This is a genomic window from Granulibacter bethesdensis CGDNIH1 (genome assembly GCF_000014285.2).
In the GTDB taxonomy this organism is placed as follows: domain Bacteria; phylum Pseudomonadota; class Alphaproteobacteria; order Acetobacterales; family Acetobacteraceae; genus Granulibacter; species Granulibacter bethesdensis.
Window position 1 is genome coordinate 874,725 of the sequence record NC_008343.2, and the last position, 24,699, is coordinate 899,423.

Consider the following 24,699-nt stretch of genomic DNA (forward strand, 5'->3'; position numbering starts at 1 on the left):
CTAAGCCCTGAAGCGCGCCAGCTCAGCCCGCCCGAGATTGTCCAGCAGACGGACGGAACCAAGACGCGCAGCGGTGATCAGCCGCCAGTCATCTCCCTCCGGCAAAATGGCGATGGAAGAGAGGGAGCTGCCCTCGATCAGAGCAAAATAATCGACATCGAAGCCCTGTCCGTTCAACGCCGCAATTGCGTTCTTGCAGATTTCCTCTGCATCAGGGGAGGAGGATAAGGCATGCCCGGCCTGCAACAATGTCCTGAACAGCAAGGGGGCAATTGCGCGTTCCTCAGGAGAGAGAAAGCGATTGCGCGATGACATGGCCAGCCCGTCTTCTTCCCGTTGTGTCGGCACGCCATGGATTGCAACCGGCAGCAGAAGATCAGCCGTCAGGCGACGGATCACCTGTAATTGCTGCCAGTCTTTTTCGCCGAAAAAAGCGGCATCCGGGCGCACCTGACCGAACAGCTTCGCGACAACCTGCGCGACCCCGTTGAAATGACCGGGACGTCTGGCGCCTTCCCACCCCAGAGCAGGACCGCCCATGACAAAGCCGGTCGCATCTCCGGGCGGGTACATGGTGTCCACATCCGGCAGCCAGGCAATGGAGCAGCCCGTGCGTTCGAGTATGGCGATATCGCCTTTCTCATCGCGAGGATAGCGTGCCAGATCCTCTGAGGGCCCGAACTGTGTCGGATTTACAAAGACGGATGTGACGACCGCATAATCCTGCGCGATTGCGGCCCGGACCAGTGATTGATGGCCTTCATGGAGCGCCCCCATGGTCGGCACGAAGGCGATGCGCTTTCCGGCATGGCGCAACTGATGGACAGCCTGCTGCAAGGTGGGCAGGGTGCGGGCAAGATGCATGTGCTTGTGATCGGTCAGGAAACCAGAAGATCGCAGAGTTTTTCGCGGCTGAGGGCGGTCAGGCCCAGCGCACGCTCGAAATACCGTTCGATAGAGCCATATTCCAGACGAATGGCCTCGAAAGCCGCGTGCAGCATCTCTTCATGAGCGTTGAGGAGGGTGGCGCGGGCATGGCGTGGAACACGGTCCAGTAATTGCTGGTCCGGTTCCCATAGCTGGTTGGTGGCGAGGTAATCTTCCAGAATATCGTCCCAGCGGACCCCGACTGCGCGGAGGATCAGCGCGGCGCCGAAGCCTGTGCGGTCCTTGCCGATGCTGCAGTGAAGCAGCAGGGGAATATCATTCTGCAACAGCAGGTCGAACATGCCGCGATAGCTCGGTCCCCATTCCAGCGCGTAGGCGATATAGGCCCGGCGCAGAAGGTGGCTGATATCCTCGCCTGTCTGCGCCCCGCGCGTCAGCAGCTCGATAATGGAGCCGCCGACGGCCGGGTTGATGGGCAGACGATGAACGGTAACGCCTGGAAGGTGCGTAAAAACCGAATCGGACACCGCGCTTTCACTCTCGCTCCGGAAGTCGCAGACGGCTTTCAGGTTCAGTGCCGCGATCTCGGGGGCAATGTTGTCCCGATCGGCGGGAATGGCGGCTGAGCGGAATACGCGTCCGAAACGAACCTTCCCGCCCAGACGGGTCGACCATCCTCCCAGATCGCGAAAATTATGGGCTGCTTCCACGCTTACCTGACGCGGAAGTGTGCCGACCTGTTGATGTGCGTACATTCGGCCCTCCTGCTGTTTCCGGCGTGGGATATCCGGAAAACCCGAAACCTGAAGCTACGGATCGCCAAAGGAAATGCCAGACCGCATGACGCGGGGCAGGCTTACGCCCGGATCGGGGCAGGGCAGGGTGGCGTGGGACGCGGGGATGGAGTTCATCACCGGCCTTAATCTTCCGGGGTGACGGCGGCATTCTGTCATGATAGGGACAACCCGGCCCTGCCGTGTCTGAAACGCGCGGAAGGGTTGAGTTTCACGCAAAGCGACCGTCTGGCACTGGAGCGGCCCGCGATGAGGACGCTCATCGTCGATAATTACGACTCATTTACCCATAATATTCTCCATCTGTTTGCCCGTGTGACCGGGCAGGAACCCGTGATCGTACGCAACGATGCGGGCGCGTGGGATGGTGCGCTGTGGCGTGATCTGCGCCGGCAGGGTTTCGATGCTGTGGTCATCGGGCCGGGGCCGGGCCACCCGGGCCGGGACGGTGATTTCGGCGTTTCCGCGGATGTGATCCGCAGCGGGGCATGGCCTCTGCTGGGTATCTGCCTCGGTCATCAGGGCATCGCCGCCCTTGCCGGGGCGGAAGTGGCAGCCGGGCCGGAGCCGGTGCATGGCAAGGTCTCGTTGGTGCATCATACGGGGAGCGGCCTGTTTGCCGGTCTGCCCAATCCGTTTCCGGTCGGGCGCTACCACTCGCTGATTGCACGCCGCCCGCTGCCACAGGGGTTGGAAGAAACAGCCTGGACCGTTCCGGATCATCTGGTGATGGGGCTTGCCGCCCGCTCAGCACCGGTCTGGGGCGTTCAGTTTCACCCTGAATCTATCCTGACCCCGGATGGGGAGAGACTGGTTGCGAATTTCAGGGATCTGGCGCTGGCGGCACGCTCGCACCGTCCGGTATTTCAGCCGCCTGTGGCGGAGGAGCCGGAACCCATGGCTTTTCCAGTGTCGGAATTTAGCCATACCAGCCGGGTCATCAGCCTGTGCCTGCCAGTAGAAATTGATACCGAGGCTGCGTTTCTGACCTTGTTCGGGGCTTCACCCCATGCCTTCTGGCTTGATGGAGCCTTGAGCGAGCGCAGCCGTTCGCGCTGGTCCTATCTGGGGGAAGCGGAAAGTGCGCTTGGCTGTGATGCATTTCATCACCCAGAGCAGGCGCGGGATATTCTTGAGGCGCTGGCCAGCCTGGTTCCCCATAGGGCGGAGCGAACAGAGCTTCCGGTGCCGTTCCGCGGCGGTTATGTCGGCTGGTTCGGCTATGAATTCGCGCAGGCAGTCGGGGGCCCGGTGCATCGTGCTTCCCCGACACCGGATGCGCTGCTGATGCGGGTGGAGCGACTGATCGCGGTGGATCACCAGACTGGCCAGACCTGGCTGATTGCCCCTGCCGGAGATGAGGGCTGGATCGAACAAACCCGTCAGGCCCTGGTGCAGATGACTGCCCCGTCACCGCCGGAGACAGGAGAGGCCTCGTCTGTTGTTTTCACGGCGGATCGCGGGCGCAACACCTATCTTTCGGATGTCGCGCAGTGTCTGGAATGGATCAGGCAGGGTGAGACCTATCAGGTCTGTCTGACCAATGAGATCAGCTGCCAGCTTCAGCTTGATCCGCTGACCCTGTACCGCATCGTGCGGCGGCAGAATGCGGCCCCTTACGCGGCCTATCTGAAATGGCCCGGCGGAGCGGTGCTGAGTGCTTCCCCCGAGCGGTTTCTGCAAGTGGATCGCCATGGTGGTGTCGAGACCAAACCGATCAAGGGAACAGCCCCCCGCGGCACTACCCCGGCTCATGATGCGGCGCTGGCCGAGGCATTGCGGGACAATGTGAAGGAACGTGCTGAAAACACCATGATTGTGGATTTGCTGCGCAACGACCTTTCCCGCGTCTGTATACCGGGCAGTGTGACGGTACCGGCGCTGTGCGCGATCGAGACTTATGCCACGGTGCATCAACTGGTCAGCACGGTGCGCGGATGTTTGCGACCGGGAGAAGGTATTGCCGGGCTGATCCGGGCGACTTTCCCCGGCGGGTCGATGACCGGTTGTCCGAAACATCGCACGCTCGATCTGATAGACCGTCTGGAGCAGCGCCCGCGTGGGATTTACTCCGGTGCCCTGGGGTGGATCGGTGATGACGGAGCGGCTGATCTCAGCATCGTCATCCGTACTATCGTGATGCAGGGGGATCGCCTGTCTATTGGCGTGGGGGGCGGGATCGTCGCCCAATCCGTGCCGGAGCGAGAACATGCGGAGATGCTGCTGAAGGCGCAGGCACCGATGCGCGCCATCGTCACTGCCGCAACCGGAGGCTGGAGCGAGGAACGCTGTATTCTGAAAGAGCGTACGCGATGACGCAGCCCCTCTGCTGGATCAACGGGCAGGTTCTGCCGCTCTCCGAAGCCGGACTTTCGCCGATGGATCGTGGCGCGATGCTGGGCGATGGCGTGTTCGAGACCATTCTGATGAGGCATGGCCGTCTGATCTGGGTTGCCGACCACCTGCGCCGCCTGCGGGAAGGGGCGCAGGTGCTGTCCATCCCGGTGCCGATGGAGGATGAGGCGATGCGCTCCGGCCTGATCGCTCTGGCCAAAGCGGCCGGGCTGACGGATGCCGCGCTGCGTTTGACCCTGACGCGGGGGGAGGCTGCAAAACGTGGTATCTGGCCGCCGGGGGAGCCGGTTTGCCCGGTTCTTTATGCCACCATTGCCGCCAAAGCCGCTGATACGCTGATCCTGTCCTCTGTCCGGGTGACGGTGTGTGCGGTAACCCGGCGGAATGCTGATTCGCCGCTCTCCCGCATCAAATCGCTTGCGTATGGTGATGCCATTCTGGCCCGGCAGGAGGCGGAGCGTCGGGGCGCTCAGGATGCCGTGCTGCTCAATACCAGAGGAGACGTAGCCTGTGCCGCGGCCGGGAACGTGTTCCTCGGGCTTGAGAATGGCGCATGGGTCACGCCCGCGCTGGAGTGCGGAATCCTTCCCGGTCTGACCCGTGCCCGCTTGATCCCGCTGCTGAAAGCCCGGGAGGAAAGCGTGTCCGTGGAGACGCTTCGCCATGCCTCCCGGCTGCTGATCGTGAACAGTCTGGGATGCACGATGGCGGCCTCCATAATGGATGGAAACGGTGAAAGCCTCTTGGCGACGGAGCTTCCCTTCGATACGGACCTCCTTTACCGATGCATGAATTGAGCGGGAGGCGCGGATGACACGCATGCTGACCAGCGTCACCGGGCCAGAAGAAGCGGAAGTCGCGCTTGCCGGCGGTGCTGATATTATTGATCTGAAAGACCCATCCATCGGGGCGCTGGGGGCTGTTTCGCCGGATGTGGTGCGGCACACGGTCGATGCGGTGGCCCGTTGGGATGCTGCGCATAACCATTCCGGTCACAAGGTCAGCGCCGTGACGGGCGATCTGCCGATGGACCCGGCGCTGATCGTTCAGGCTGCCGAAGCCATGGTTGAGGCGGGTGTTCACTATGTCAAAATCGGCTTTTTCGAGGGTGATCCCCAGAAGGTGCTGGACGCGCTGGCCCCTCTTTCCGGTCGGGTGAGGCTGGTTGCGGTGCTGTTTGCTGACCGGAAACCCGATCTGGCCATTCTGCCCACCCTGAAAGGCGCCGGTTTTTATGGCGCGATGCTCGATACCGCTGATAAGGGCGCGGGTGGTTTGCTCAGCCATATGAAGGCCCCGGCGTTGCTGGATTTCACCCGCGCCTGCCGCAGGATCGGGCTGGAGCCAGGTCTGGCCGGATCGCTGGAAGAGCCGGATGTGCCACGCCTGCTGCTGCTGGCCCCTGCTTTTCTCGGTTTCCGCCGTGCCTTGACGGAGGGTGCCCGTGCTGGCGCCGTGACGCTGGAGCGTGTGCGTACGGTGCGGGCGCTGATCCCGCGCGTGGCCGAGCCGAATGGGGCCGGGGTGGTTGATTACCGCGTGCTGGCGACCCGTGGTTACACGCCTGATCCGCAAGGCGACATGTCGCTGGCGGATCGTATTTTCGTGCGCGATCTGGTGCTGCCGGTGCGCATCGGTACCTATGAGCGAGAGCGGGAGAAACCGCAGAAAGTCCGCTTCACGGTGGAGGTTCTGGTTGCGCATCCGCGTTACCAGACCGACGATATGCAGAATGTGTTTTCGTATGACGTTATCACCGATGGCATCGCCATGCTGGTGGAACATGGTCATGTCGGGTTGGTGGAAACGCTGGCCGAGCGTATCGCTGCTTTCGTGATCGTGCACCCGCGTGTGATGAAGGCTACCGTCACGGTCGAGAAGCTGGAAGTCGGCACCGGCATCGTTGGCGTGACCATCGAGCGCACCCGCGAAACGGCTTACAGTGCTGCGGCGGATGCGCTGTTTGCCTATGGTGGTGCCGCCGGATGACGCTGGTCGTCAAACTCGGCGGCAGCCATGCGGATACGCATTTGCGACGGGATTGGTTGCTGGCGATTGGCCGTGGTGCCGGGCGGATCGTGCTGGTGCCGGGGGGCGGGCCTTTTGCGGATACTGTGCGGGCGATGCAACCCGTGATTGGCTTTCACGACGCGGCAGCGCATGAAATGGCGCTGCTGGCGATGGCCCAGTTTGGTCTGGCATTGTGCGGTAGTGAAGCCGGGCAGGAAGCCCGCCTCGTTCCGGCGGCTTCCATGACGGAGATTGAAACGGCGCTTGGCGATGGTCTGGTCCCAGTCTGGATGCCGGCGGCGATGCTGCGTGGTGCTCCGGACATTCAGGAAACATGGGATGTGACCTCGGACAGCCTTGCCATCTGGCTGGCAACCCGGCTTGGGGCCGAGGTTGTACTGATTATCAAGCGAGATTCGGCGGGGAGCGTGGATCCTGCTTTTCAGGCGATGCGCGTGCGCTATCGGGGGCGGGTGCTGATCGCCGGGCCGGAAGATATTCCCGTCTCCGGGCTGGATGCAGCCCATCCGCCAGGACATGAAAGGGTCGTGGTATGAGCGGATCGCTCAAGGAAGAAATGGACGCGCTGGCTGAGGAAAGCCGCCATATCGTCAAACCGCGCTGGGGCTGGGCCCTGACCGGATCAGGGCATTATTTCACCGAATGTCTGGATTTGATCCGCAGTCTGGATCATGTCGATCTGTTCGTCAGTAAAGCGGCGGCGGAAGTGGTCAGGATGTACCACAAAGATCTCAAACTGCCAGACAATGTCCGTATTTTTCGTGATACGACTGCCAGTGCGGCGCCGGTCGGTAACTTTTATTTCGGTGTTTATCATACCTTGGTCGTCGCGCCGGCAACATCGAATACGGTTGCAAAATGCGTGGTTGGAATCTCGGACAATCTGGCCACCAACGTGTTTGCGCAGGCGGGAAAATGCCGTGTGCCCACCATCGTCTTCGCTTGCGATACCGCACCGGAAATGGATACGGAAGCTCCGTCCGGCATGGTGAAAGTCTATCCGCGCCGGATTGATCTTCAGAACACCGAACGCCTGCGTGATTTCGAAGCGACGACTGTTGTCGAAACATATGAGGATTTGCAGGCCGCGATTGACGGTCGCCGTAGCGCGTTCGCTCAATCCCGGTAAATCAGCGCCATGGCCGATGCCTCTGCCGAACACATCGTTTTTTTGACCGGGCATCTGGCGGAAGCCAGATTGCGCGATGTGCTGCAAGGGCTGGGGCAGACCCCTTTTACCTGGGAGGTGGCCAATGTCGGTGTGAAGGTCGCGGCATTGATGACCGGAGCCATCGTGCAGCGTCGTCTGAAAACGCCGATACAGGCAGATCGGGTTATCTTTCCTGGCCGGGCCGGGATCGATCCGGATGAAATGCAGGCCCATTTCGGGGTGCATTTCGAACGGGGGCCGGAGGAACTGGCCGATCTTCCCCGTTTTCTGGGACGGAAAGGTGGTCCTCCTGATTTATCCAAGCATGATCTGAGAATTTTCGCGGAGATCGTCACGGCGATTGATCTTTCCCCGGATGCGATTGTCGAGCGGGCGCGCTGGCTTGCCGCGGATGGGGCGGATGTCATTGATGTCGGCTGTAAGCCGGGACGTCATTTCGCGCATCTGGAAGACCAGATCCGTGCCTTGAAACAAGCTGGTTTCAAGGTCAGCGTGGATAGCGGCGATCCTGAGGAATTGCGGCGTGGCGCGCTGGCTGGAGCGGATTTTCTGCTGAGCCTGAATGAAGATACGCTGGATGTGGTTGATGGCACTGCGGCGGTGCCTGTGCTGCTGTCCAAACCACATGGTGATCTCGACAGTTTGGTCCGGGCGGCCAGAAAAGCGGATGCCAAGGGCATCGACTATATGCTGGATCCGGTGCTCGATCCGATCAATTTCGGCTTTACGGATTCACTGATGCGGTATGTGCGGATCAGGGAAATGCTGCCGAAGGCTGAAATCATGATGGGCACCGGTAATCTGACCGAGCTGACCGATGCCGATACATCCGGCATCACGGCCACTCTGGTCGGCATCTGCACCGAGCTGCGTATTCGTAATGTGCTGATCGTGCATGTCAGCCCGCATACACGTCGCACGGTAGCGGAACATGATGTCGCGCGCCGTATGATGTTCGCAGCCCGTGCCCATGCGGAGTTGCCACGCAATTATACCAGTGCCTTGCTGCATGTTCATGATCGCTGGCCTTATGCGCAGTCATCGGAAGACATTGCCGGTCTTGCCAGTGAAATACGCGATTCCAATTTCCGGATTGCCGTGGCGGAAGACGGTATTCACGTTTTTAACGGCGCATTGCATCAGGTTTCGGACACGGCTTTTCCTTTCTTCCCCCATCTTGGGGTAGAGCAGGATGGCGCGCATGGATTTTATCTCGGCGCTGAATTGATGAAGGCGGAAATCGCCTACGCCCTCGGCAAACGATACACGCAGGACGAGCCACTGGATTGGGGCTGTGCCGTGCGTCCGGGGGCAGCCACGGATCGCACGCGTCTTGCGGATGCCGGGCATACGCTGAAATCGAAGCAGGAGAGGGAAGAGCGGAAACGTGCATCCGACACGGCACCAGATGCTTCCCCGCCGACCGGGCAGGATGACATTCCATGATTCGTGAAACGATTGTGACGACTCTGTCGGTGGATGGTGTGCCGCATCTGGCTCCGCTCGGGCTGATCCGTGATGGCAGTGACTGGATCGTGGCGCCGTTTCATCCATCCACCACGCTTGCCAATCTGCGCGCGCGGGGACAGGCGACGGCCAGCCATACCGACGATGTCCGTGTTTTCGCAGGCTGCCTCACGGGTCGACGTAATTGGCCACTGGCTCCTTCCGTGTCTGTGGCACCGCCCCGTCTCGCATCGGCTCTGGCCCATGAGGAGCTGGAGGTCATCGGGGTGGAGGAAGACGATTTGCGCCCCCGTTTCCGCTGTCGGGTGAAGACTGTCCAGACCCATGCGCCGTTTCCGGGATTCAACCGTGCCCAGTCCGCGGTGATCGAGGCCGCCATTCTCGCCAGCCGCCTGCATATGCTGCCCGTGGACAAGGTGCGGGCGGAGGTCGATTATCTCAGCATCGCCATCACCAAGACCGCCGGCCCAAGAGAGCAGGAGGCGTGGGAATGGCTGCTGGAGAAAATCCGCGCCGTTCACCCGGACATTGGCGTATCAATGCCTGCTGTCAGTTTGCGGGACAACTGAGATCCCAGCTCTGGCATTTCAATTGTGCAGCCAGATCGTGATTGCGGCTTTCCGTGAGGGTCTGGAGGCATTGCGCATTGATCATCGGCCAGATGCTGCCGCCCTGGTCGGGGCCTCCGCCGGTGCGGAACAGGCATTCCCGATCACGATATGCAATCCAGGCCCTTTGAGCCGCTCGCAGCCTTTGCTGACTGTCAGGGTCGATTTTTTTCAGAAGCTGCTGGTACAGCGTGTTCATCGTCCTGTCCGCACTGGCAGCCGCCTGTGCCGCGCATTGAGAGAGCTGCATCTGATTGCCATCGGTGCAGTCCGCAGCAAAACCGGTCCGGCAGACTACAACAAGCAGGCCCGTCAGGCAGGAGGCGAGAAGGATCGTTCGCATAGTCTACTTGTCCTGTTTCTGCGTCATGTCAGCAGCATGGCAACGGCGATGGCGGGCGCGAAGCTGCCATCGCCGCCCAGTCCGGGCAGGTTGCCGAAACGCTGGAAGGGCCGCCCGAGCCGGGCCGCCAACTTTTCCAGCACTCTTATCCCGATACCGGCCCCTATGACCGGAGCCTCCGCAGGCAGGGCGCGGTTGGATAACAGCAACATGGCTGCATCCTGAATCCGCCGCAGTTGCGATTCGTGCAGCCACTCGGCAAAGCCGCGCATGGCGGTGTCGGAAAAATCCCCGGCATCCGCCCCCGCCATCCGTGCCAGCCGCCGGTGCGAGCCTTCGCAGCTTTTCGCCCCACCATCCGCTGAGGGATATTGATCTGCGGCTTCTTCGAGCCATCCGAGAATCCGGTAGATGTCAGCAGCCGTAGCGAAATACTCGGCGGTCAGGGCAGTGATCCGGCCGTTCAGCGGGGCATGGCTGGCGATGGCCATGACGGGCGTGCGCACCATTCCGGTATAGACGAGTTCCCCACTCTCCAGCCGTCCCGCATCGGTGTAGCCGATATCGGCGATCTTTCCGGCACGCAGCAGGATCAGATCGGTGGTGGTAGACCCCATATCGATCAGCAGCCCGTCCCGCACATGGCGGGCGGCAAGGCTCGCGCTCGCATGCCAGTTAGCGGAGGCGATATCGTCCGTGTGCTGCCCTGCATGTTCCGGCAGAATCCATCCGGCCCGTCCGCCATACAGTTTCAGGCGTGGTAAAGACTGCGCCAGCCGGGCTGACAGGGTAGCCACACCATCGGCACGGGAAGAAAAAATATCTGCCAGCTCGCCCGTCATGGTGGCGGCATGGCAGGGCGCATCGCCGAGATCGGCCAGAGCCTGTGCAATGGCGGCATCCAGATGCTCCAGTCCACGCCAGAGCGGGCAGGGATATTGATGGGCGACCACGATTTGCCCCTGTTGACGCCGCACCGCCTTTACATGGGCCCCCCCAATGTCCCACCCGATGACCGTCATGTTGTTCCCCATCCTGTCCGGGTATTTATAGCCCGTGTGTGCATTGACAGAAATTCCTCTATAATCGGGGCGTGGACATTATACCCGTCATTGATCTGAAGCAGGGACAGGTGGTGCATGCCCGGCATGGCCAGCGCGACCGGTACCGGCCTATTCAGACACCACTTTGCGCGGGCAGCGCGCCGCGAGATGTCGTGGCCGGACTGCTGAAGCTGCATCCATTCCGCTCGCTTTATATCGCCGATCTCGACGCGATCGAGGGGCAGGGCAGTGCTGCCCCGATCCTGCGGGCGCTGCGACAGGATTTTCCGGATCTCGATGTCTGGGTTGATGCCGGCATGCGGGCTGAGGACGCGCGCGACTGGCTGGATCGTCATACGCATGATCGTCTGGTGCTGGGCAGTGAGTCGCAGAATGATACGGAAGCCATGTTGTCTCTGACAGGCGAGTCACGTGTCTGCCTGTCACTGGATTTCAGGGGGGATGTGTTTCAGGGACCGCAGAGGCTGTGGGAGGATGTGGCTTTCTGGCCAACCAGGCTGATTGCCATGACGCTGGCGAGGGTTGGGTCGGAGACTGGGCCGGATTTGAGCCGTGTGGAAGGGATTGTGGTGCGTGCGGGCCGTGCGCGACGGGTCTATGCAGCGGGCGGAGTACGCAATATCGCCGATCTGGAGCGGTTGAAACAGGCTGGTGCCAGCGGTGCACTGGTTGCAACCGCCTTGCATGGCGGCACTATCACGCAGGATGATCTGCGACGCATCTGACGTGTCAGAAAGCTGTAACGAATAAGGCTGAAACGAAAAACGCCCGGCCAGAGGCCGGGCGTTTCGCTGTGCGCAAAAGTGCGCGCGCCAATTAGTTGGCGGCGAACGGATGCTTCACGCTCTTGTACTGAGAGACGACCTCAGAGGCCTTCGGCTCACCGCGAACGGCGCGGACGAGGGCTTCCTTGGTGGCCTTGTAGTTGTATTCCTGGATCTTCTTGTCGTCTTCGGCCAGCCAGTGGATGAAGACGCCAACGGAGATGAACAGGTCATCGGCTTCGGCTTCCGGGATGATGCCTTCGGCAACGGCTTCGGCAACTGCCAGAGCCACGCCGTGCTGGGCCGGGCCGAACATCTGGACGGCCTGCTTGGCGCCCTTGATGGTGACCTTGTTGAACAGGATTGTGTTCGGCTTCACCATCAGGTTCGGTGCAACCACCGCGAGCAGGGTGGAGAAGCCGTCCTTGTTGTTGGTGAGGGCGTTTGCGAACGCGGTTTCGGCAGCGCTGCCGCGCGGGCCAATGATCAGATCGATGTGAGCGACTTCGTTACCGTCGCCAACCAGTGACTCGCCAACCAGGGTCTTCGTGATGACCGCCATGGTGTGTTCCTCCGAATAAATGGCAGGATAGGCTTTTCCTATTACCGCATCGGGTGCAGTATCAGGAAAACCCGCAACGCCGAGGCCTTGAGGACCACGGCAAGCGCGCGAATATCAACCATTATCGGCGCGATCCCGCAAGGTGCGCAGAGAGGGAATAGGCGAATATTGTCGCCACAGTCAGGTCTGCGCTGGTGCCGGGGTTAATCCCGGCGGTTTTCAGTGCGGAATCGAAGGCCAGAATTTCGGTCAACAGAGCCTGAGGATGTGCGGCTGCGGCGATTCGGTTGCTCAGTGCTTCTGCCTGCTGGCGCGTGGTCTCGGCGGTTTCTGCATCGAAATTGCGGACAATATGGCTGTCAGGTCCGGTCGAAAGGAAATGCAGGAACACCGCCAGAGCCGCCCACTGGCGGTCCGGCCAGCGTTTTCTGGCCTCGGTATAGACGGGCAGGGCCTTGTTAAAGATGTCCTGAAATCCGCTGCTCCATTGCCGGGCGATCATGTCATGCCCGGCGGCGGCTTGCATGGCGGTCAGGATCGGCACGGTCGCGGGGGCGCGTACATCGTGCTCGGCGGCTTCCCCCAGCCCGCCGGGGGAGAGGATGATGATTCCATGAAATATGGCTCTGGTATCCTGTAAACCGGTCCGCGCGATGATGTCGTGTATGGCGGAGGACGAAACTTCCCCCGACTCGAACGCCATGGCGAGCGGGGCACAGAGCAGCAGAATGCCGATATTGGTGTTCCGCTGCACCGCGTCCCATGTTGCCTGTGCGGCATCGCGGATGCGGGGGCCAAGGCTGGCACCGCTGCGGCACAGGGCGGGGGCGGCGGCACGGGCGCTGCGGATGAAATCATCCATGGTGGCGCCGTGACCATCCGCATAAACATGGATATTGCCCGGCTTGGGGGCCTCCAGCTCTGCCAGACAGGCATCGACGAAGGCTTCGGTGGTAAAGGCGGTGTTCATGGCATAAAAACCGTCAACGGCGCAGGCTGGCCAGCATCCGGGAGGCCAGTTGCTCGGCGATGGGATAGGAAACCACCTGCTGCAAACCACGCCAGCCGGGCATGCTGTTGACCTCCAGCACCAGATATTGTCCGTCCGGGTCACGGATCAGATCGACCCCGGCATAGGTGGCTCCAACAGCCTGAGCAGCCCGCCGGGCCAGATCGCACATATCCGCATCCGGGGTCAGGGCAGAGGGGATGGCCCCCTGACGGATATTGGTGATCCAGTCATCAGCCCGGCGGATCATGGCGGCGATCACCTCTCCGTCGCAGACGAACAGCCTGTAATCCTCGTAACCACGCCCATGAGCGGGGATAAAGCGTTGCAGGTAATAGACGTCGTTGACCTCCTCCGGCGGCGGCAGATCCTCTGCCCGGGCGATCATGGTCAGGCCCTTGCCCTGAGAACCGAACAGGGGCTTCAGCACCAGTCTTTCCTGCACCAGCTCCCGATGGGCGATGGCCAGGGCAGCATCGCGACCGGGAACGGTCCAGCTTGGCGGAGTGGGAAGCCCGGAATGTTGCAGCAGGAAACTGGTCATGGATTTATCGACGCAGCGTTCAATCGCGCCGACAGAATTCCAGACCGGCACCCCCATCGCGTGCAGAGCATGCAGTACGCCCAGCCGGATGGTCACGGATTCGAAACTGCCCCCCGCGACTGCACGCACCAGCACGCCATCCGGCAATCTGCCATCCAGCCCGGGGATCAGCAGCCCGTACGGCTGGGTGGTGTCCAGCCCGCAATCGCTCAGACGTACTGGCAGCAGCGTGGCTCCCGCAGCGGAAAAAGCCGCGCGGAGCATACGCAGATGCCAGTCCTGATCGTCGATGAACACGACGATCAGGGGAGAGGAGCCATTTACGGGCCGGGACACGGTCGCAGGCTCGGGATCAGTTGAAGGATGCGTCCAGCAGGGCCTGATCGCGCTTACCGGCGCGGAAGGTCTCGCCGGTCTCGATGGCCGTCACCAGCACTTCCGCCGGGCTGAACAGGGATGGGTCGATCTTGTAGAAATCGCCTTTCACCGCTGCGAAGATGTCCTTGAACGGCTTGCCGTAATCGCGGGAGGTCGAGGCAGGCAGCTGTTCGGCCAGCTTGCGGGCTTCCTCGGCGGAGCCTTTGACGAACAGATGCACCCGGCCCGCGAAGATAATCGCATCGTTGGTGCGGCCCATGGCGGTCACGAAATCCGGGTGCGGCGGCGGCAGCGGGGCGGAGGCAATGCCGTCCACGACGTTTTCCAGCGGGAAATGCAGCTCATGCGTCTTGTGCAGGGCGACTTCCAGCACGCGCCCCACCACCTGCACGGAACCGGCGAGGCTCTGCGTTGGGGCATAGATGATGCCGAGATTTTCCGGGGCGACGCGGCATTCCCGCGCCACGCGCTCGACAATGGCGGCCGGCGGCGGCTTGGCGGCTTCCAGCACCAGCACGGCATGGGTGCTTTCATCGCGATAGGTCAGTTCCTCGAACAGCTTTTCGCCCCGTGCCAGGGCGCGGGCCGGGCCGGAGCCGAGCGCGAAGAAGGAGCCGTTCTCGTCCTTATGGTGCAGGCTCCACCCTGCATACTGGCTGGCAAGGCAGGAGGTAACGGGGTTGGAGGACGCGACGGAGACGCTGAACGGCCAGTTCTCCAGAGTCTGGTCGGGCAGCAGCGTGACGGTGCCGAGACCGCCCATGCAGATGCGGGCCAGTTGCAGACCGGCGGCGATGCTGCCGGGCACGGCGGAGCCGGCATCAATCAGTGTCTCGCCCAAAGAACCGGTGGATACGCCGATTTTTAGTTCCTCGGCATTGTTGATCATGTCCTGCAGCAAGGCCCAGGCGCGGGCATTGACGCTGACGGGGGAAGCGTTGCTCATGATGACGTCTCCAGGCGCTGAAGAATCTCGTTTGTGCGATCCTCTGCCAGTGCTTTGGCGGAGGTGGCATCTGCCGCTTCGGTCAGGACCGTGCAGACAGGCGCGCCGCGTGGGATGAGGGTATGCGTCCGCGAGTGATCCGCCGTCCAGTCCGGCCAGACAAAATCCTCGGGAATTTTGATTGACCGGGGTGCATAGGCCACTGCACAGGCGCGTGATCCGGCCATCGAAGCGAGAGAAATGACCGGCTCCGGGATCGTCCCACCGCTTGCCAGCATGTGCAGGGTGATGAGTGGCTGTTCCGGAAACACGTCCAGCGTAGCTCCGGGGCGTGGATTGATTTCCAGCAGGTGAAAACCGTCCTCGTGAACCAGAAAATCCAGGCTCCCCAGCCCGACCAGCCCGCTGGCCCGCGTCAGATCGAGCGCCGCGTGCTGGAGAGCAGGGGAGAGGCGGCCATTCTCTCTCTCTGTGAGACGCGCCGCACCACCGAAACGGAACGGTGTGCAGGGGGAGGGGGCGGTCCATTGCCGGCTCCATCCAATCAGCAGTGGTGCATGCATAGGGCGACCCAGCATCAGAGCCGAGATCGGTATGCCCTTGACGTGTTGCTGGTAGTAGCGACCAGGCTTGGCAGAGCCCGGGCCACGCACCGGGTGGATATGGCTTCCGCCGGAACCACCGATTCGCTTGGTCAGCCAGGAATGGTCGGTAAATGCTTCTCGCGGCGGTGGAGACAGGCTGATGGCAGGGAATGGAACGGCGTATTCCCGGCACAGAGTGGCCAGAAAAAGCGGATTTTTCAGATCGGCGATGCGGGGGGGAGGTGTGCCCTGCAAGGGATGGTGCTTTTGCAGACTTTCCAGGACGCTGGTCTGGTCCTCGAACCCGCTTCCCCAGATCAGCGGATGGGTCTTTCCGGCACAAAGCGTATCCAGCATGCAAGCCAGTGCATGCGCATCGATACCGTGATCCGGACGGAAGGGTAGAAGGGTGTGCTGTTCGGCAAGAGCGATGGTGTCGCTGTCACCGAACAGATCGCACACCAGCGGCACCAATCCCTCCCGCCGGGCGGCAGAGGCGAGAGCCCGCCCGGAAAAGGCGATAATCAGAACGGGACTGCCCGGTTTTGCTGCTTCTGTTGCCATATCAGCGCTGCCGGTAGTCCCTGCTCTGCGCAGATCAGCTGGCGGAAGCGATCTCACGCGCCAGATGAAACGCGTCGCGGAAGTCGAAGGAGACGATCTTGTCGCTCTCCAGCATTTTTTTGAACAGTTCGAACTGTGCCCGGTACTTGGTATGGCCGATGGCCAGCGCGCCGATGCCGATGGTCTTTTCGCCCAGCTTGACCCGGCCGGAATTCACATCCAGCCCGGCTACACCCAGCGGCGGCACGGCATTGACGTCCGCCACGACCAGCAGATGCGGTGCGTCTTTCAGCAGCAGGGAGCTGATGACCTGCACCCCGGCCTTTGCGGCGGTCATCGCCACATCGACGCGCTTCAGCAGGTCGCCTTTCAGTTCCTCGGTGCTGGCATCCACGGCTTCGACCGTGACACCGAAGCGATCCTGCATTTCCCTGGCCGATTCGCTGACCTGCTTGGCGCCGTTATGCCCGGCGAGGATCACATGCGCGCCTTCCAGTGCGGCGATGACCCCGGATGCGTAGCCAACCACCCCCGTCGCACCGAACACGGCAACCTTCAGCCCCTTCAAAGTTTGGTTGAACTCCTTGCGCAGCATGGTGTCCACATGGGCGACCATTGCGGCGGCGGTGGTGAAGGAGCCTGCCGGATCGGCATAAACCGAACAGCCGAATGGGGGGACCAATGCCTTTTTGGATTCGTCGATCCAGTCCAGCGCCTGACCGGCATTACGCCCGGCGATAAAAATCCCTGTTTTCGGGCCGAGCCGCGGCGGGCGGGAAAAAATTGCGTCCTGAACCAGACCGTTCACCTGGTCGTTGGTGACGTCCACATACGGGATGACGGCGTCAAACCCCGCATCCAGCGCCATGTTCACGTCGAACGGACTCATCTGCTTCAGTGGCGTGAGCATGTGCAGGATGGTCTTGTCAGCCATGAGAGCTGCTCTCCTGTGTCGTGCGTCTTGATCAATCCGCCCGGCTCGCGCGGACCATGATCGGGATCATGGTGACGGACCAGAGAACAGACATATCCAGCCGCGCGCGATGATGGTGGTGTTATTCCTCTATCCGATCCGCATCGTCCTGCAAATCGGTATGGTCAATAATCCAGATTGGTATCTCCGATTCAGAGACATTTCCGTGGCATTGCGTCAGGTGGCTTCCACCTGTGCGCCCTGATTGAGCGCCCGTTGCACCGAGACTTTCAGCGATGGCATCCGTGCGCGCAGCAGGGCGGCCAGACGCTCTGCCTCCTGTTCATTCGGTATGATGCCGAAACCGGCCGGTCCCCAGGAGCTTTGTCCCACGCCGGCGGCCCCCCAGCCATGCAATAGATCGAGCGCCTCGGCCACGCGTAGGCTGGCGAAGCGTCCTCCCTGCGCGGGGGCGAAATAATCGCCGATCAGGCGCTGTACCTGGGTGATGGCGGCTCCGAAGGGTGCGATGGCGCCTTCCGCCAGCGCGGGCAACACCCCCATGGCGACCTGGCGGCATATCTGCCCGGAGACTTCTTCCGTCATCGGGGGCAGGTCGGCAAACGCAGCCAGTTCAGCCGATCCAGCGAGGCCTGACTGATCGTCATCCAGAATCAGGATGAAGCGCCAATCATCTGGTACCGGCATACGCAGCAGCATCGGCGGCACATCGGTATTGGAACCACGTCCACCATCCATGACGAAACCACCCTGTTCGAACAGGGCGACGCCAATGCCGGAACGTGCACCGCGATCCAGCAGCGCTGCATCTTCGCGTGGATGGGAGGGACGGTTTTCGATTTTGCGCAGGGCTGCACTCAGGGCAAGCGCAAGCTGTGTGCCGGAGCCGAGACCCGAATGGGATGGAATCGCACTTTCGACCCTGATGGTGTAAGAGGATTTTACATTCAGCTGATCGAGATATCGAATGATGCGATCCCGCTCCGGACCTTCGACATGCATGGTATCGGCATGCTGAATGCTGAGCGTTGTTGTGGGCGAATCCAGCGCCAGTCCGATACTGCCGAACTGTCTGCCAAGACCGCCGTGCAGATCGAGAAAACCGAGATGCAGTCTGGCCGCGCATCGAACGCGTACTGAACGTGTCATCGTTTCGCAATGGCGTAAGAGTGATAATCGGAATGAATAAAACCGGTCTTGCAGCGAAGACGTGGATCGGATGGGATGGACGGAACAGCGTGCATGACGCATGTTCCACTTTCACCGGGCGGGGGGCAAGACCACGCCCGCTTTTCCTGCGCCTGTCTGACGGGCGGCGAGGCTAACCGGAGGGAGATGCCGATGACGGCGCGTGAAACCGCCTTGGCAGAGGCCGAGATACAGCAGCGCCTGCAGGACGGCCTCTCTCATTGGCGATATGAGAATGGCTGGATTCGCAGGACCTATCGGACGGCAAGCTGGAAAGCGACTCTGATGGTCATCAACACGGTCGGCCATCTGGCGGAAGCGGCGTGGCATCATCCGGATATCACGGCGTCCTATGCCTGGGTCGAGGTGCGCTTGCAGACCCACACTGCAAAGGGCATCACTGAAAAAGATTTCGCGCTGGCTCGCATGATCGAACAGGTTGTGCAATGGCAGCCGGGCAAGGATGACGGCCCGCTGGAAGGGACACCATCCGGTGACCAGCGTTTTGCTTATGTGAAATACGATACCTGAACCGTTGTGAGCGCGATGGCGATACGTGACACGGGGGACGCTGCGGGCGCCCTGGCCTGGATTGACGGCCGCGAGGCCAGTTTGGATGACGCGGTTGACGCTGCCGTCGAATTGCTGCGCGAAGGACGCAGCCCGGCGATTGGCGGATTGGCGACCGACCTGAAAGGACTGGAAGCTGCGGTGGCGCTGGCGGAGGCGGTCGGCGGCACGCTGGACCATGCCGCGTCGGAAGCGGCTTTCCGCGATCTTGATCTGCTGCGGGAGACGGGACTGGTGACAGTCACGCCTTTGCAGGTCCGCGCCCAGGCGCAGACCGTGGTGCTGGTCGGTGACGGGGTGGAGGCCATATGGCCGAATTTCGCCGCCGATCTGGCTCTGGACGAGGCGCCGACCATCGCCACTCATCGTGGGGAGCGCCAGATCATCCGTATCGGAGCATCCTCCGGCAGCGACCTGAAAGTGAATGAGGAAGAGCTTCCCGTCATTCTCGGCGCGCTGCGTGCCGCCGTGGCCGGACGGACCGTGCGTCTGCCGGCAGCGCGGCTGAAAGCCGTGCAGGCGCTGGCGGAAACCCTGAAGGCTTCATCCTATGGTGCGATCCTGTGGTCTTCCGAGACACTGGATGCGCTGTCGGTGGAAATGCTGGGTGGTCTCGTCAATGATCTGAACGCTACAACGCGCTATGCTGCCCTGCCGGTGGCAGGCCCCGGCAATGTTCAGGGTGCCATTCAGACCGTAGCCGGGATCACCGGTCTGCCGCCGCGTCTGGGTTTCGGTCGCGGGCGAGCCGAACATGATCCATGGCGCTTCGACCTGCTGCGACTGATCGACGAGGATGAGACGGATTGCCTCCTCTGGATCGACGCGCTCGATTACGAATTGCCGCCTGATACCCCCGTTCCGGTGATCGCCCTGACCAGTGGTGATGAAGCGCCGGAGCAGGCGGCGGTTGCCTTTGCCGTCGGACAGCCCGGTGTGGATCATGATGCGATCCTGTTCGCAGGGGCTGTGGGCGGGCAGATCGACCATCCGGCCTCTTCCGCTGCATCGCGGAGTGCGCGTCCGGATGTCGCCACTATTCTGGGCCGCCTGCGTGCGGCATATGAGGCAGGCTGATGCTGACAGTTCTGAAAGGCGGACGGATCGTCGATCCGGCGCGCGATCGTGATGAAGTGGCCGATCTATGGCTTCAGGATGGCCGGATTGTCGAGGCTCCCGCCAATGGTCGGGCCGATGAGGTGGTGGATGTCAGCGGCTGCGTGGTGATGGCCGGGGGGATCGATATCCACTCCCACATCGCCGGCACCAATGTGAACACGGCCAAGCTGTTGCTGCCCGAACTGATCGGACAGGAAGGCGGCTTCGATGGCACGCCGATCCCGCATGAGGTCGGGCGTCTGTATGTGCAGATGGGCTTCACCACCGTGGTGGAGCCGGCTATTTCCCCGCATGTGGCGGTGCAGGCCCATGCCGAGTTGTCACGTATCCCCTTTATTGACACCGCAACGCTGACGGTGCTGGGGAATGATGACTATTTCCTGCGGCTGGTGCGTGATGGGGAGAGTGACGCGGCACTGGCCGATTATGTTGCCCGCAACATCACGGCTGCCCGCGGGCTGGGCCTGAAGGTCATCAATCCGGGCGGTGCGGCGGCATTCAAGGAAAACCTGCGCAGCTTCTCGCTGGACGATGAAGTGCCGAGCTACGGCGTTTCTTCCCGCCAGATTTTCAAGGCGGCTCAGCGGGCGCGGGACGTGCTCGGTATTCCCCATCCGGTTCATCTGCACTGCAACAATCTCGGCATGGCCGGGAATGTGGAAACCGCGATCGCAACGATGGATGCGGCGGAAGGGCTGCCGGTCCATTTCGCGCATCTCCAGTTCTATTCCTACGGTACCGAAGGTCCGCGCAAATTCTCCTCTGCTGCCGCTCGGTTGGCGGAGGAAATGAACAGCCGCCCGAATGTGACCGCCGATGTCGGGCAGGTCATGTTCGGTCAGACGGTGACCATTTCTTCCGATGTGCTGCGCCAGTTCGATGGCCGCGTGGCCGCTTTCCCGCGCAAATGGTCGATCCTGGATGGGGACGGCAATGGCGGCGGCGTCGTGCCTTATCGTTACAAGCGCACCAGCTTCGTCAACGCACTGCAATGGGCGGCGGGGCTTGAGCTGTTCCTGCTGGTCAATGATCCGTGGCGTTTGTTCTTCACGACCGATCATCCTAATGGGGCGCCGTTCACGGCTTATCCGGACCTCATGGCCCTGCTGATGAGCCGCGATCTGCGTGCGCAATGGATGGAGACGCTGCCGAAAGACGCGCTGGACGCCACCACGCTGCCTTCTCTGAACCGTGAGTATGACTGGCGCGAGATCGCGATCATGACCCGCGCCGCTCCGGCGCGTCTGCTGGGCCTGTCTGATCGCGGTAACCTCGCTATCGGATCGAAGGCGGATGTGTCGGTGTACCGTCCGCAGGAGGACAGGGCTGCCATGTTCCGTGACGCAGCCTATGTTTTCCGTAACGGCGAACTGGTCGTCAAGGATGGCAGGACGCAGCGTACGGTGTTCGGCACGTGCTTCACATTGCAGCCCGAATTCGACAGAAGTGTCGACCGGCGTCTGAAAGGGTATTACGAACAGGTCTATGGCGTGCCGCATACGCTGTTCGATGTACCCGGTCATCTCAAGAGCTTTGAAACAGTGGAATGCGCCCAATGAGCAAAAGCCCGGGCAAAGGAAGCAAGGCGCCCAGTAAAGCGCCCAATGCTGGCCGTACTGTACGGCCAAAGCCTGTCGCACCGATTGTCGTGGAACAGGCTGCAAAGAAGAAAATTTCGGCAGCATCGGCAAAACCGACGGCAATCAAGACGCCGCGTGCCGCACGCGTTACGAAAGTGGTGGTGGACGATACCTTCGCCGAAGCGTTTGATATGCGCGCGACCGGCGTGATCGTGACTGGCACCAACCGCAAATGGGCGCGTCAGGCGGCGGAGACGATGACCGGCTTCGCGACATCGGTGATTGCCTGCGGTATCGAGGCAGGGATCGACCGCGAACTCCGTCCGGATGAAACTCCGGATGGACGCCCCGGCGTGCGGGTGCTGATGTTTGGCATGGGCTGGAACGAAATGCAGAAACAACTGCAAAATCGTGTCGGCCAATGCGTTCTGACCTGTCCGGGTGCCGCCTGCTATGATGTCGGTATTCCCGGGCCGGAGAAGATGAAGATCGGCAGCCTGCTGCGCTATTTCGGGGATGGCTGGCAAATCGCGAAGAAGCTGGATGGCCGGCGTTTCTGGCGTATTCCCGTCATGGACGGCGAATTCGTATGCGAAGGCACCACAGGCTACACGAAAAACGCAGTGGGTGGCGGCAATCTCATCCTGTTGGGCCGCTCCCCCGCCGCGACGCTGCTGGCGGCGGAAACCGCGGTCGAGGCCATGAAAGTGGTGCCGGATGTGATCATGCCTTTTCCGGGTGGAATTGTCCGTTCCGGCTCCAAGGTCGGATCGAAATACAAGATGCTGCCGGCCTCCACCAATCATCGTTTCTGCCCGACCTTGCACGGCCAGGTGGAAACCGATCTGGATGATGATACGCGCAGCGTACTGGAAATCGTGATCGACGGTCTGACGGCAGAGGCGGTGGCCGATGCCATGCGGGCCGGTATGGAAGCAATCATGAAGCTGGGGCCTGATAAAGGCGCATCCCGTATTTCCGCCGGTAATTACGGTGGCAAGCTGGGCAGGCATCATTTCAAGCTGCGGGAGTTGCTGCGGTGACTATTCGTCTCACTCTGAAGGCGGACCCGGAGCAGCGCCTCGATCTGTCCGCCTTGACGCCGGAAAAGCTGGATGGCCTCAACAAGGCCGCCATCGAAAAGCTGGAAATCAACACCACTCGTGAAGTGGTGACAGTCGGTGACGCGTTTAAACTGCGTGGAACCGGTAGCGAGCAGATTGTGATCGAGGGCGGTTCCGACCGGCTGGATTACGTCGGTGCAGGCATGGCCAGCGGCTCCGTGCTGCTGGATGGCGATGCCGGGGCCTATGCCGGTCGTGGCATGAAGGGCGGTGTATTGCAGATTCTCGGCAGTGCCGGACCTTATGCGGCCTCCGGGCTGAAAAACGGTCTGATCGAGATTTCCGGTGATGTGGCGGAACGCCTCGGCGCTCCTGCGGCGGGCGAGCAGTATGGCATGGCAGGTGGCGTGGTTGTGGTCCGGGGGGATGCCGGGCCACGGGCCGGGGATCGGCTGCGGCGCGGCGTGATCGTGATTGAGGGCGATGCCGGTGAAGCCGTAGGCAGCCGCATGGCCGCCGGCACGATTGTTGTCTGTGGTGAGGCGCATGGTCTGCCGGGCTATCTGATGCGTCGTGGAACGCTGGTGCTGGGGGCAACGGCGGAGGTTCTGCCGACCTTCATCCCGGTGCATGCGCCGGATCTGGTGTTCACCCGTCTGTTGGTGCGCACGCTGGACCCTGTCAGCCGGAAAGCGGCTCGTCTGGCCAGTCGCGCGGCATCCCGCTATGCCGGCGATGGTGCCGTGATCGGCCGAGGTGAGCTGTTCCTGCTCGAAGCGTGACAGAAACATCTTTATCCCGGGATGCCGCTGACCGGTGTCAGGCGCTGCTGACGGCGGAGCAGGTATTGCGGGATAAAGGCGTTGTTGCGTTGCTGGTGCAGGCGCCTGATCTCAATGGCAGCCTGCGCACCAAGATCACGCCGCTCCGGTTCGCGACCGAGGGGGAGGCATTCAACGCGATGTTGTATGCCTCCAGCCCGGCAGATGGCGCACCTGTCCATGAGCCGCTCTATGACGGGGTGGTGGGACGGCGGGAGGATGGCTTCGCCAATATTCTGGCGCTGCCGGATCCGGATACGGTGCGATGGCACCCTTGGGATCAGGGTTTTGCCTCGGTTTTTCTGAATACCTATCTGCCTGATGGCTCTCCATGTCCGGTCGATCCGCGTTACTTGCTGCGCCTCCAGCAACGGCGGGCAGAGGAAATGGGGTTCGAGGCGCGATTCGGGCTGGAATATGAATGCACGCTTTTCCATGCGGATGATGCGCTGGTTCAGGCAGGTCGGTTTGATGCCCTGACTCCGTACGGCTGTGGGGCGGTCAATTATGATCTTCATCGTGACAGGGGTTTTCCTGATTTTGCTGCGGCCTTGATGGCACGGCTTGATGTGTTGGGCATCCGTGTGGCCAGCATCGTCAGCGAATACGGGCAGGGCATTTACGAGATCGCGCTTGGTGCTGAAACGCCATTGTTGGCAGCGGATAATGCCATGCGCATGAAATCCGTGCTGCGCCAGCTCTGTGCGGAGAAGGGATTGCTGGTGACGTTCATGGCGCGCTCCCGTCCGCCGGGGTCTGAGAGCGGATGCGGTCTGCATCATCATCAAAGCCTGTGGCGGGATGGACAGAATGTATTCGCAGATGGAGGAAATCTGTCCGCACTGGGCTGCTCTTATCTTGCGGGATTGCTGTCCGGCATGCGGGATGCACATTTGCTGTTCCGCCCGACAATCAATGCCTATCGACGCATGGATCGGGCGGCATGGTCACCTGATCGGGCCGATTGGGGCATCGAAAACCGGATGAGCGCTGTGCGTGTCATCCCTGGAGCCACGTCCGGGATGATGAGGCTGGAGCACCGCGTGCCGGGTGCCGACGTCAATCCGTATCTGACGATCACCGCCATGCTGGCTGCCGGGCTGGATGGCATTCAGAACGCAGACGTATTGTCTGATGATGTGGGTGATCTGCCGGGTACGATCAAGGAATCTTTGACTGCATGGGAAGAATCAGAGCGCGTAACACGCTGGTTTGGAAATGCATTCTGCGCACATATGGCGGCAAGGGGGCATGCGGAAGTAAGAGCCTTCGAGCAGTGGTTGATGGACCATGTGACGGGATTTGAATACCAGCGTTATTTCCACAGCGTATAAGCGAGAAAGTGGACGAT

The 24,699-nt window shown here is 61.5% G+C and carries 25 protein-coding genes; 14 read left to right on the forward strand and 11 right to left on the reverse strand.

What is annotated here, in order from left to right; genetic code table 11:
* Nucleotides 1-864 (reverse strand): pantoate--beta-alanine ligase, encoded by an 864-nt coding sequence (panC, locus tag GBCGDNIH1_RS16265; protein ID WP_011631465.1) that lies wholly within the window; start codon nucleotides 862-864, stop codon nucleotides 1-3.
* A gap of 14 nt (nucleotides 865-878) precedes the next feature.
* Nucleotides 879-1,643: a tyrosine-protein phosphatase gene (locus GBCGDNIH1_RS16270; RefSeq protein ID WP_011631466.1), complete on the reverse strand. Its 765-nt coding sequence runs from the start codon at nucleotides 1,641-1,643 to the stop codon at nucleotides 879-881.
* 243 nt (nucleotides 1,644-1,886) lie between these two features.
* Here GBCGDNIH1_RS16270 and pabB point away from each other — a divergent pair, with 243 nt between their 5' ends.
* From pabB to GBCGDNIH1_RS16305, 7 genes are read left to right on the forward strand one after another with little or no spacing between them, the layout of a single operon-like run.
* Nucleotides 1,887-3,998 (forward strand): aminodeoxychorismate synthase component I, encoded by a 2,112-nt coding sequence (gene pabB / locus GBCGDNIH1_RS16275; RefSeq protein ID WP_217265684.1) that lies wholly within the window; start codon nucleotides 1,887-1,889, stop codon nucleotides 3,996-3,998.
* A complete protein-coding gene (locus GBCGDNIH1_RS16280) occupies nucleotides 3,995-4,834 on the forward strand; it encodes an aminotransferase class IV (RefSeq protein WP_011631468.1) in 840 nt (279 codons plus the stop codon). The genes pabB and GBCGDNIH1_RS16280 overlap by 4 nt, the downstream gene beginning before the upstream one ends.
* A 22-nt stretch (nucleotides 4,835-4,856) precedes the next feature.
* Nucleotides 4,857-6,026 carry a (5-formylfuran-3-yl)methyl phosphate synthase gene (locus GBCGDNIH1_RS16285; RefSeq protein ID WP_198353682.1) on the forward strand — a complete coding sequence of 390 codons (1,170 nt, stop codon included), beginning with the start codon at nucleotides 4,857-4,859 and terminating at the stop codon, nucleotides 6,024-6,026.
* Nucleotides 6,023-6,604, forward strand: coding sequence for an amino acid kinase family protein (locus GBCGDNIH1_RS16290; RefSeq protein WP_011631470.1), 582 nt, complete (start codon nucleotides 6,023-6,025; stop codon nucleotides 6,602-6,604). Before GBCGDNIH1_RS16285 ends, GBCGDNIH1_RS16290 begins: the two co-directional genes overlap by 4 nt.
* Nucleotides 6,601-7,197, forward strand: a complete 597-nt coding sequence (locus GBCGDNIH1_RS16295; RefSeq protein ID WP_011631471.1) for a flavoprotein — start codon at nucleotides 6,601-6,603, stop codon at nucleotides 7,195-7,197. The genes GBCGDNIH1_RS16290 and GBCGDNIH1_RS16295 overlap by 4 nt, the downstream gene beginning before the upstream one ends.
* Nucleotides 7,198-7,206: 9 nt before the next feature.
* A complete protein-coding gene (locus GBCGDNIH1_RS16300) occupies nucleotides 7,207-8,685 on the forward strand; it encodes a DUF6513 domain-containing protein (protein WP_011631472.1) in 1,479 nt (492 codons plus the stop codon).
* A complete protein-coding gene (locus GBCGDNIH1_RS16305; RefSeq protein ID WP_011631473.1) occupies nucleotides 8,682-9,275 on the forward strand; it encodes a DUF447 domain-containing protein in 594 nt (197 codons plus the stop codon). Before GBCGDNIH1_RS16300 ends, GBCGDNIH1_RS16305 begins: the two co-directional genes overlap by 4 nt.
* Here GBCGDNIH1_RS16305 and GBCGDNIH1_RS16310 read toward each other — a convergent pair.
* Together GBCGDNIH1_RS16310 and GBCGDNIH1_RS16315 are read right to left on the reverse strand one after the other, a co-directional pair.
* Nucleotides 9,256-9,657 (reverse strand): lysozyme inhibitor LprI family protein, encoded by a 402-nt coding sequence (locus GBCGDNIH1_RS16310; protein ID WP_025319259.1) that lies wholly within the window; start codon nucleotides 9,655-9,657, stop codon nucleotides 9,256-9,258. The genes GBCGDNIH1_RS16305 and GBCGDNIH1_RS16310 overlap by 20 nt on opposite strands.
* A 23-nt stretch (nucleotides 9,658-9,680) precedes the next feature.
* Entirely contained in the window at nucleotides 9,681-10,679 is a 999-nt protein-coding gene (locus GBCGDNIH1_RS16315; protein ID WP_232449679.1) for a hydantoinase/oxoprolinase family protein, read from the reverse strand.
* A 71-nt stretch (nucleotides 10,680-10,750) separates the two neighbouring features.
* On the opposite strand from GBCGDNIH1_RS16315, the gene GBCGDNIH1_RS16320 reads away from it, so the two are divergent.
* Complete coding sequence (locus GBCGDNIH1_RS16320; RefSeq protein WP_011631476.1) at nucleotides 10,751-11,446, forward strand: HisA/HisF-related TIM barrel protein; 696 nt, start codon at nucleotides 10,751-10,753, stop codon at nucleotides 11,444-11,446.
* Nucleotides 11,447-11,537: 91 nt separating this feature from the next.
* Here the strand turns inward: GBCGDNIH1_RS16320 and fae are convergent, their stop codons facing one another.
* The 7 genes from fae to GBCGDNIH1_RS16355 all read right to left on the reverse strand — a co-directional run bounded on the left by fae (nucleotide 11,538) and on the right by GBCGDNIH1_RS16355 (nucleotide 18,155).
* Nucleotides 11,538-12,047: a formaldehyde-activating enzyme gene (gene fae / locus GBCGDNIH1_RS16325; RefSeq protein ID WP_011631477.1), complete on the reverse strand. Its 510-nt coding sequence runs from the start codon at nucleotides 12,045-12,047 to the stop codon at nucleotides 11,538-11,540.
* Between the two features lie 121 nt (nucleotides 12,048-12,168).
* On the reverse strand, nucleotides 12,169-13,017 hold the full coding sequence (locus GBCGDNIH1_RS16330; protein WP_011631478.1) for a triphosphoribosyl-dephospho-CoA synthase: 849 nt from the start codon (nucleotides 13,015-13,017) through the stop codon (nucleotides 12,169-12,171).
* A gap of 13 nt (nucleotides 13,018-13,030) precedes the next feature.
* The gene (locus GBCGDNIH1_RS16335) at nucleotides 13,031-13,936 is read right to left on the reverse strand and encodes an ATP-grasp domain-containing protein (protein WP_011631479.1); all 906 of its coding nucleotides are present in this window, start codon (nucleotides 13,934-13,936) and stop codon (nucleotides 13,031-13,033) included.
* Between the two features lie 16 nt (nucleotides 13,937-13,952).
* Entirely contained in the window at nucleotides 13,953-14,924 is a 972-nt protein-coding gene (mch, locus tag GBCGDNIH1_RS16340; RefSeq protein WP_011631480.1) for a methenyltetrahydromethanopterin cyclohydrolase, read from the reverse strand.
* Nucleotides 14,921-16,072, reverse strand: a complete 1,152-nt coding sequence (locus tag GBCGDNIH1_RS16345; protein WP_011631481.1) for an ATP-grasp domain-containing protein — start codon at nucleotides 16,070-16,072, stop codon at nucleotides 14,921-14,923. The genes mch and GBCGDNIH1_RS16345 overlap by 4 nt, the downstream gene beginning before the upstream one ends.
* A gap of 34 nt (nucleotides 16,073-16,106) precedes the next feature.
* A complete protein-coding gene (locus GBCGDNIH1_RS16350) occupies nucleotides 16,107-17,006 on the reverse strand; it encodes an NAD(P)-dependent methylenetetrahydromethanopterin dehydrogenase (protein WP_011631482.1) in 900 nt (299 codons plus the stop codon).
* A gap of 216 nt (nucleotides 17,007-17,222) precedes the next feature.
* Nucleotides 17,223-18,155, reverse strand: coding sequence for a beta-ribofuranosylaminobenzene 5'-phosphate synthase family protein (locus GBCGDNIH1_RS16355; RefSeq protein ID WP_025319255.1), 933 nt, complete (start codon nucleotides 18,153-18,155; stop codon nucleotides 17,223-17,225).
* Between the two features lie 93 nt (nucleotides 18,156-18,248).
* Here GBCGDNIH1_RS16355 and GBCGDNIH1_RS16360 point away from each other — a divergent pair, with 93 nt between their 5' ends.
* The 6 genes from GBCGDNIH1_RS16360 to GBCGDNIH1_RS16385 are packed head-to-tail and all read left to right on the forward strand — an operon-like array spanning nucleotide 18,249 to nucleotide 24,682.
* A complete protein-coding gene (locus GBCGDNIH1_RS16360; RefSeq protein ID WP_196768636.1) occupies nucleotides 18,249-18,725 on the forward strand; it encodes a 4a-hydroxytetrahydrobiopterin dehydratase in 477 nt (158 codons plus the stop codon).
* 15 nt (nucleotides 18,726-18,740) lie between these two features.
* The gene (locus GBCGDNIH1_RS16365) at nucleotides 18,741-19,841 is read left to right on the forward strand and encodes a hypothetical protein (RefSeq protein WP_050748405.1); all 1,101 of its coding nucleotides are present in this window, start codon (nucleotides 18,741-18,743) and stop codon (nucleotides 19,839-19,841) included.
* Nucleotides 19,841-21,442 (forward strand): formylmethanofuran dehydrogenase subunit A, encoded by a 1,602-nt coding sequence (locus GBCGDNIH1_RS16370; protein WP_011631486.1) that lies wholly within the window; start codon nucleotides 19,841-19,843, stop codon nucleotides 21,440-21,442. The genes GBCGDNIH1_RS16365 and GBCGDNIH1_RS16370 overlap by 1 nt, the downstream gene beginning before the upstream one ends.
* Nucleotides 21,439-22,506: a formylmethanofuran--tetrahydromethanopterin N-formyltransferase gene (gene fhcD / locus GBCGDNIH1_RS16375; protein WP_157691981.1), complete on the forward strand. Its 1,068-nt coding sequence runs from the start codon at nucleotides 21,439-21,441 to the stop codon at nucleotides 22,504-22,506. The genes GBCGDNIH1_RS16370 and fhcD overlap by 4 nt, the downstream gene beginning before the upstream one ends.
* The gene (locus GBCGDNIH1_RS16380; RefSeq protein ID WP_011631488.1) at nucleotides 22,503-23,309 is read left to right on the forward strand and encodes a formylmethanofuran dehydrogenase subunit C; all 807 of its coding nucleotides are present in this window, start codon (nucleotides 22,503-22,505) and stop codon (nucleotides 23,307-23,309) included. The genes fhcD and GBCGDNIH1_RS16380 overlap by 4 nt, the downstream gene beginning before the upstream one ends.
* Nucleotides 23,306-24,682 (forward strand): glutamine synthetase family protein, encoded by a 1,377-nt coding sequence (locus tag GBCGDNIH1_RS16385; RefSeq protein ID WP_011631489.1) that lies wholly within the window; start codon nucleotides 23,306-23,308, stop codon nucleotides 24,680-24,682. Before GBCGDNIH1_RS16380 ends, GBCGDNIH1_RS16385 begins: the two co-directional genes overlap by 4 nt.
* Nucleotides 24,683-24,699 lie beyond the last annotated feature (17 nt).

What these genes read in the sequence shown, in the direction of transcription:
- panC (WP_011631465.1), bottom strand. Translation starts at nt 864, where the DNA reads ATGCATCTTGCCCGCACCCTGCCCACCTTGCAGCAGGCTGTCCATCAG.
- GBCGDNIH1_RS16270 (WP_011631466.1), bottom strand. Translation starts at nt 1,643, where the DNA reads ATGTACGCACATCAACAGGTCGGCACACTTCCGCGTCAGGTAAGCGTG.
- GBCGDNIH1_RS16280 (WP_011631468.1), top strand. Translation starts at nt 3,995, where the DNA reads ATGACGCAGCCCCTCTGCTGGATCAACGGGCAGGTTCTGCCGCTCTCC.
- GBCGDNIH1_RS16285 (WP_198353682.1), top strand. Translation starts at nt 4,857, where the DNA reads ATGCTGACCAGCGTCACCGGGCCAGAAGAAGCGGAAGTCGCGCTTGCC.
- GBCGDNIH1_RS16290 (WP_011631470.1), top strand. Translation starts at nt 6,023, where the DNA reads ATGACGCTGGTCGTCAAACTCGGCGGCAGCCATGCGGATACGCATTTG.
- GBCGDNIH1_RS16295 (WP_011631471.1), top strand. Translation starts at nt 6,601, where the DNA reads ATGAGCGGATCGCTCAAGGAAGAAATGGACGCGCTGGCTGAGGAAAGC.
- GBCGDNIH1_RS16300 (WP_011631472.1), top strand. Translation starts at nt 7,207, where the DNA reads ATGGCCGATGCCTCTGCCGAACACATCGTTTTTTTGACCGGGCATCTG.
- GBCGDNIH1_RS16305 (WP_011631473.1), top strand. Translation starts at nt 8,682, where the DNA reads ATGATTCGTGAAACGATTGTGACGACTCTGTCGGTGGATGGTGTGCCG.
- GBCGDNIH1_RS16310 (WP_025319259.1), bottom strand. Translation starts at nt 9,657, where the DNA reads ATGCGAACGATCCTTCTCGCCTCCTGCCTGACGGGCCTGCTTGTTGTA.
- GBCGDNIH1_RS16315 (WP_232449679.1), bottom strand. Translation starts at nt 10,679, where the DNA reads ATGACGGTCATCGGGTGGGACATTGGGGGGGCCCATGTAAAGGCGGTG.
- fae (WP_011631477.1), bottom strand. Translation starts at nt 12,047, where the DNA reads ATGGCGGTCATCACGAAGACCCTGGTTGGCGAGTCACTGGTTGGCGAC.
- GBCGDNIH1_RS16330 (WP_011631478.1), bottom strand. Translation starts at nt 13,017, where the DNA reads ATGAACACCGCCTTTACCACCGAAGCCTTCGTCGATGCCTGTCTGGCA.
- mch (WP_011631480.1), bottom strand. Translation starts at nt 14,924, where the DNA reads ATGAGCAACGCTTCCCCCGTCAGCGTCAATGCCCGCGCCTGGGCCTTG.
- GBCGDNIH1_RS16345 (WP_011631481.1), bottom strand. Translation starts at nt 16,072, where the DNA reads ATGGCAACAGAAGCAGCAAAACCGGGCAGTCCCGTTCTGATTATCGCC.
- GBCGDNIH1_RS16350 (WP_011631482.1), bottom strand. Translation starts at nt 17,006, where the DNA reads ATGGCTGACAAGACCATCCTGCACATGCTCACGCCACTGAAGCAGATG.
- GBCGDNIH1_RS16355 (WP_025319255.1), bottom strand. Translation starts at nt 18,155, where the DNA reads ATGACACGTTCAGTACGCGTTCGATGCGCGGCCAGACTGCATCTCGGT.
- GBCGDNIH1_RS16360 (WP_196768636.1), top strand. Translation starts at nt 18,249, where the DNA reads ATGACGCATGTTCCACTTTCACCGGGCGGGGGGCAAGACCACGCCCGC.
- GBCGDNIH1_RS16365 (WP_050748405.1), top strand. Translation starts at nt 18,741, where the DNA reads ATGGCGATACGTGACACGGGGGACGCTGCGGGCGCCCTGGCCTGGATT.
- GBCGDNIH1_RS16370 (WP_011631486.1), top strand. Translation starts at nt 19,841, where the DNA reads ATGCTGACAGTTCTGAAAGGCGGACGGATCGTCGATCCGGCGCGCGAT.
- fhcD (WP_157691981.1), top strand. Translation starts at nt 21,439, where the DNA reads ATGAGCAAAAGCCCGGGCAAAGGAAGCAAGGCGCCCAGTAAAGCGCCC.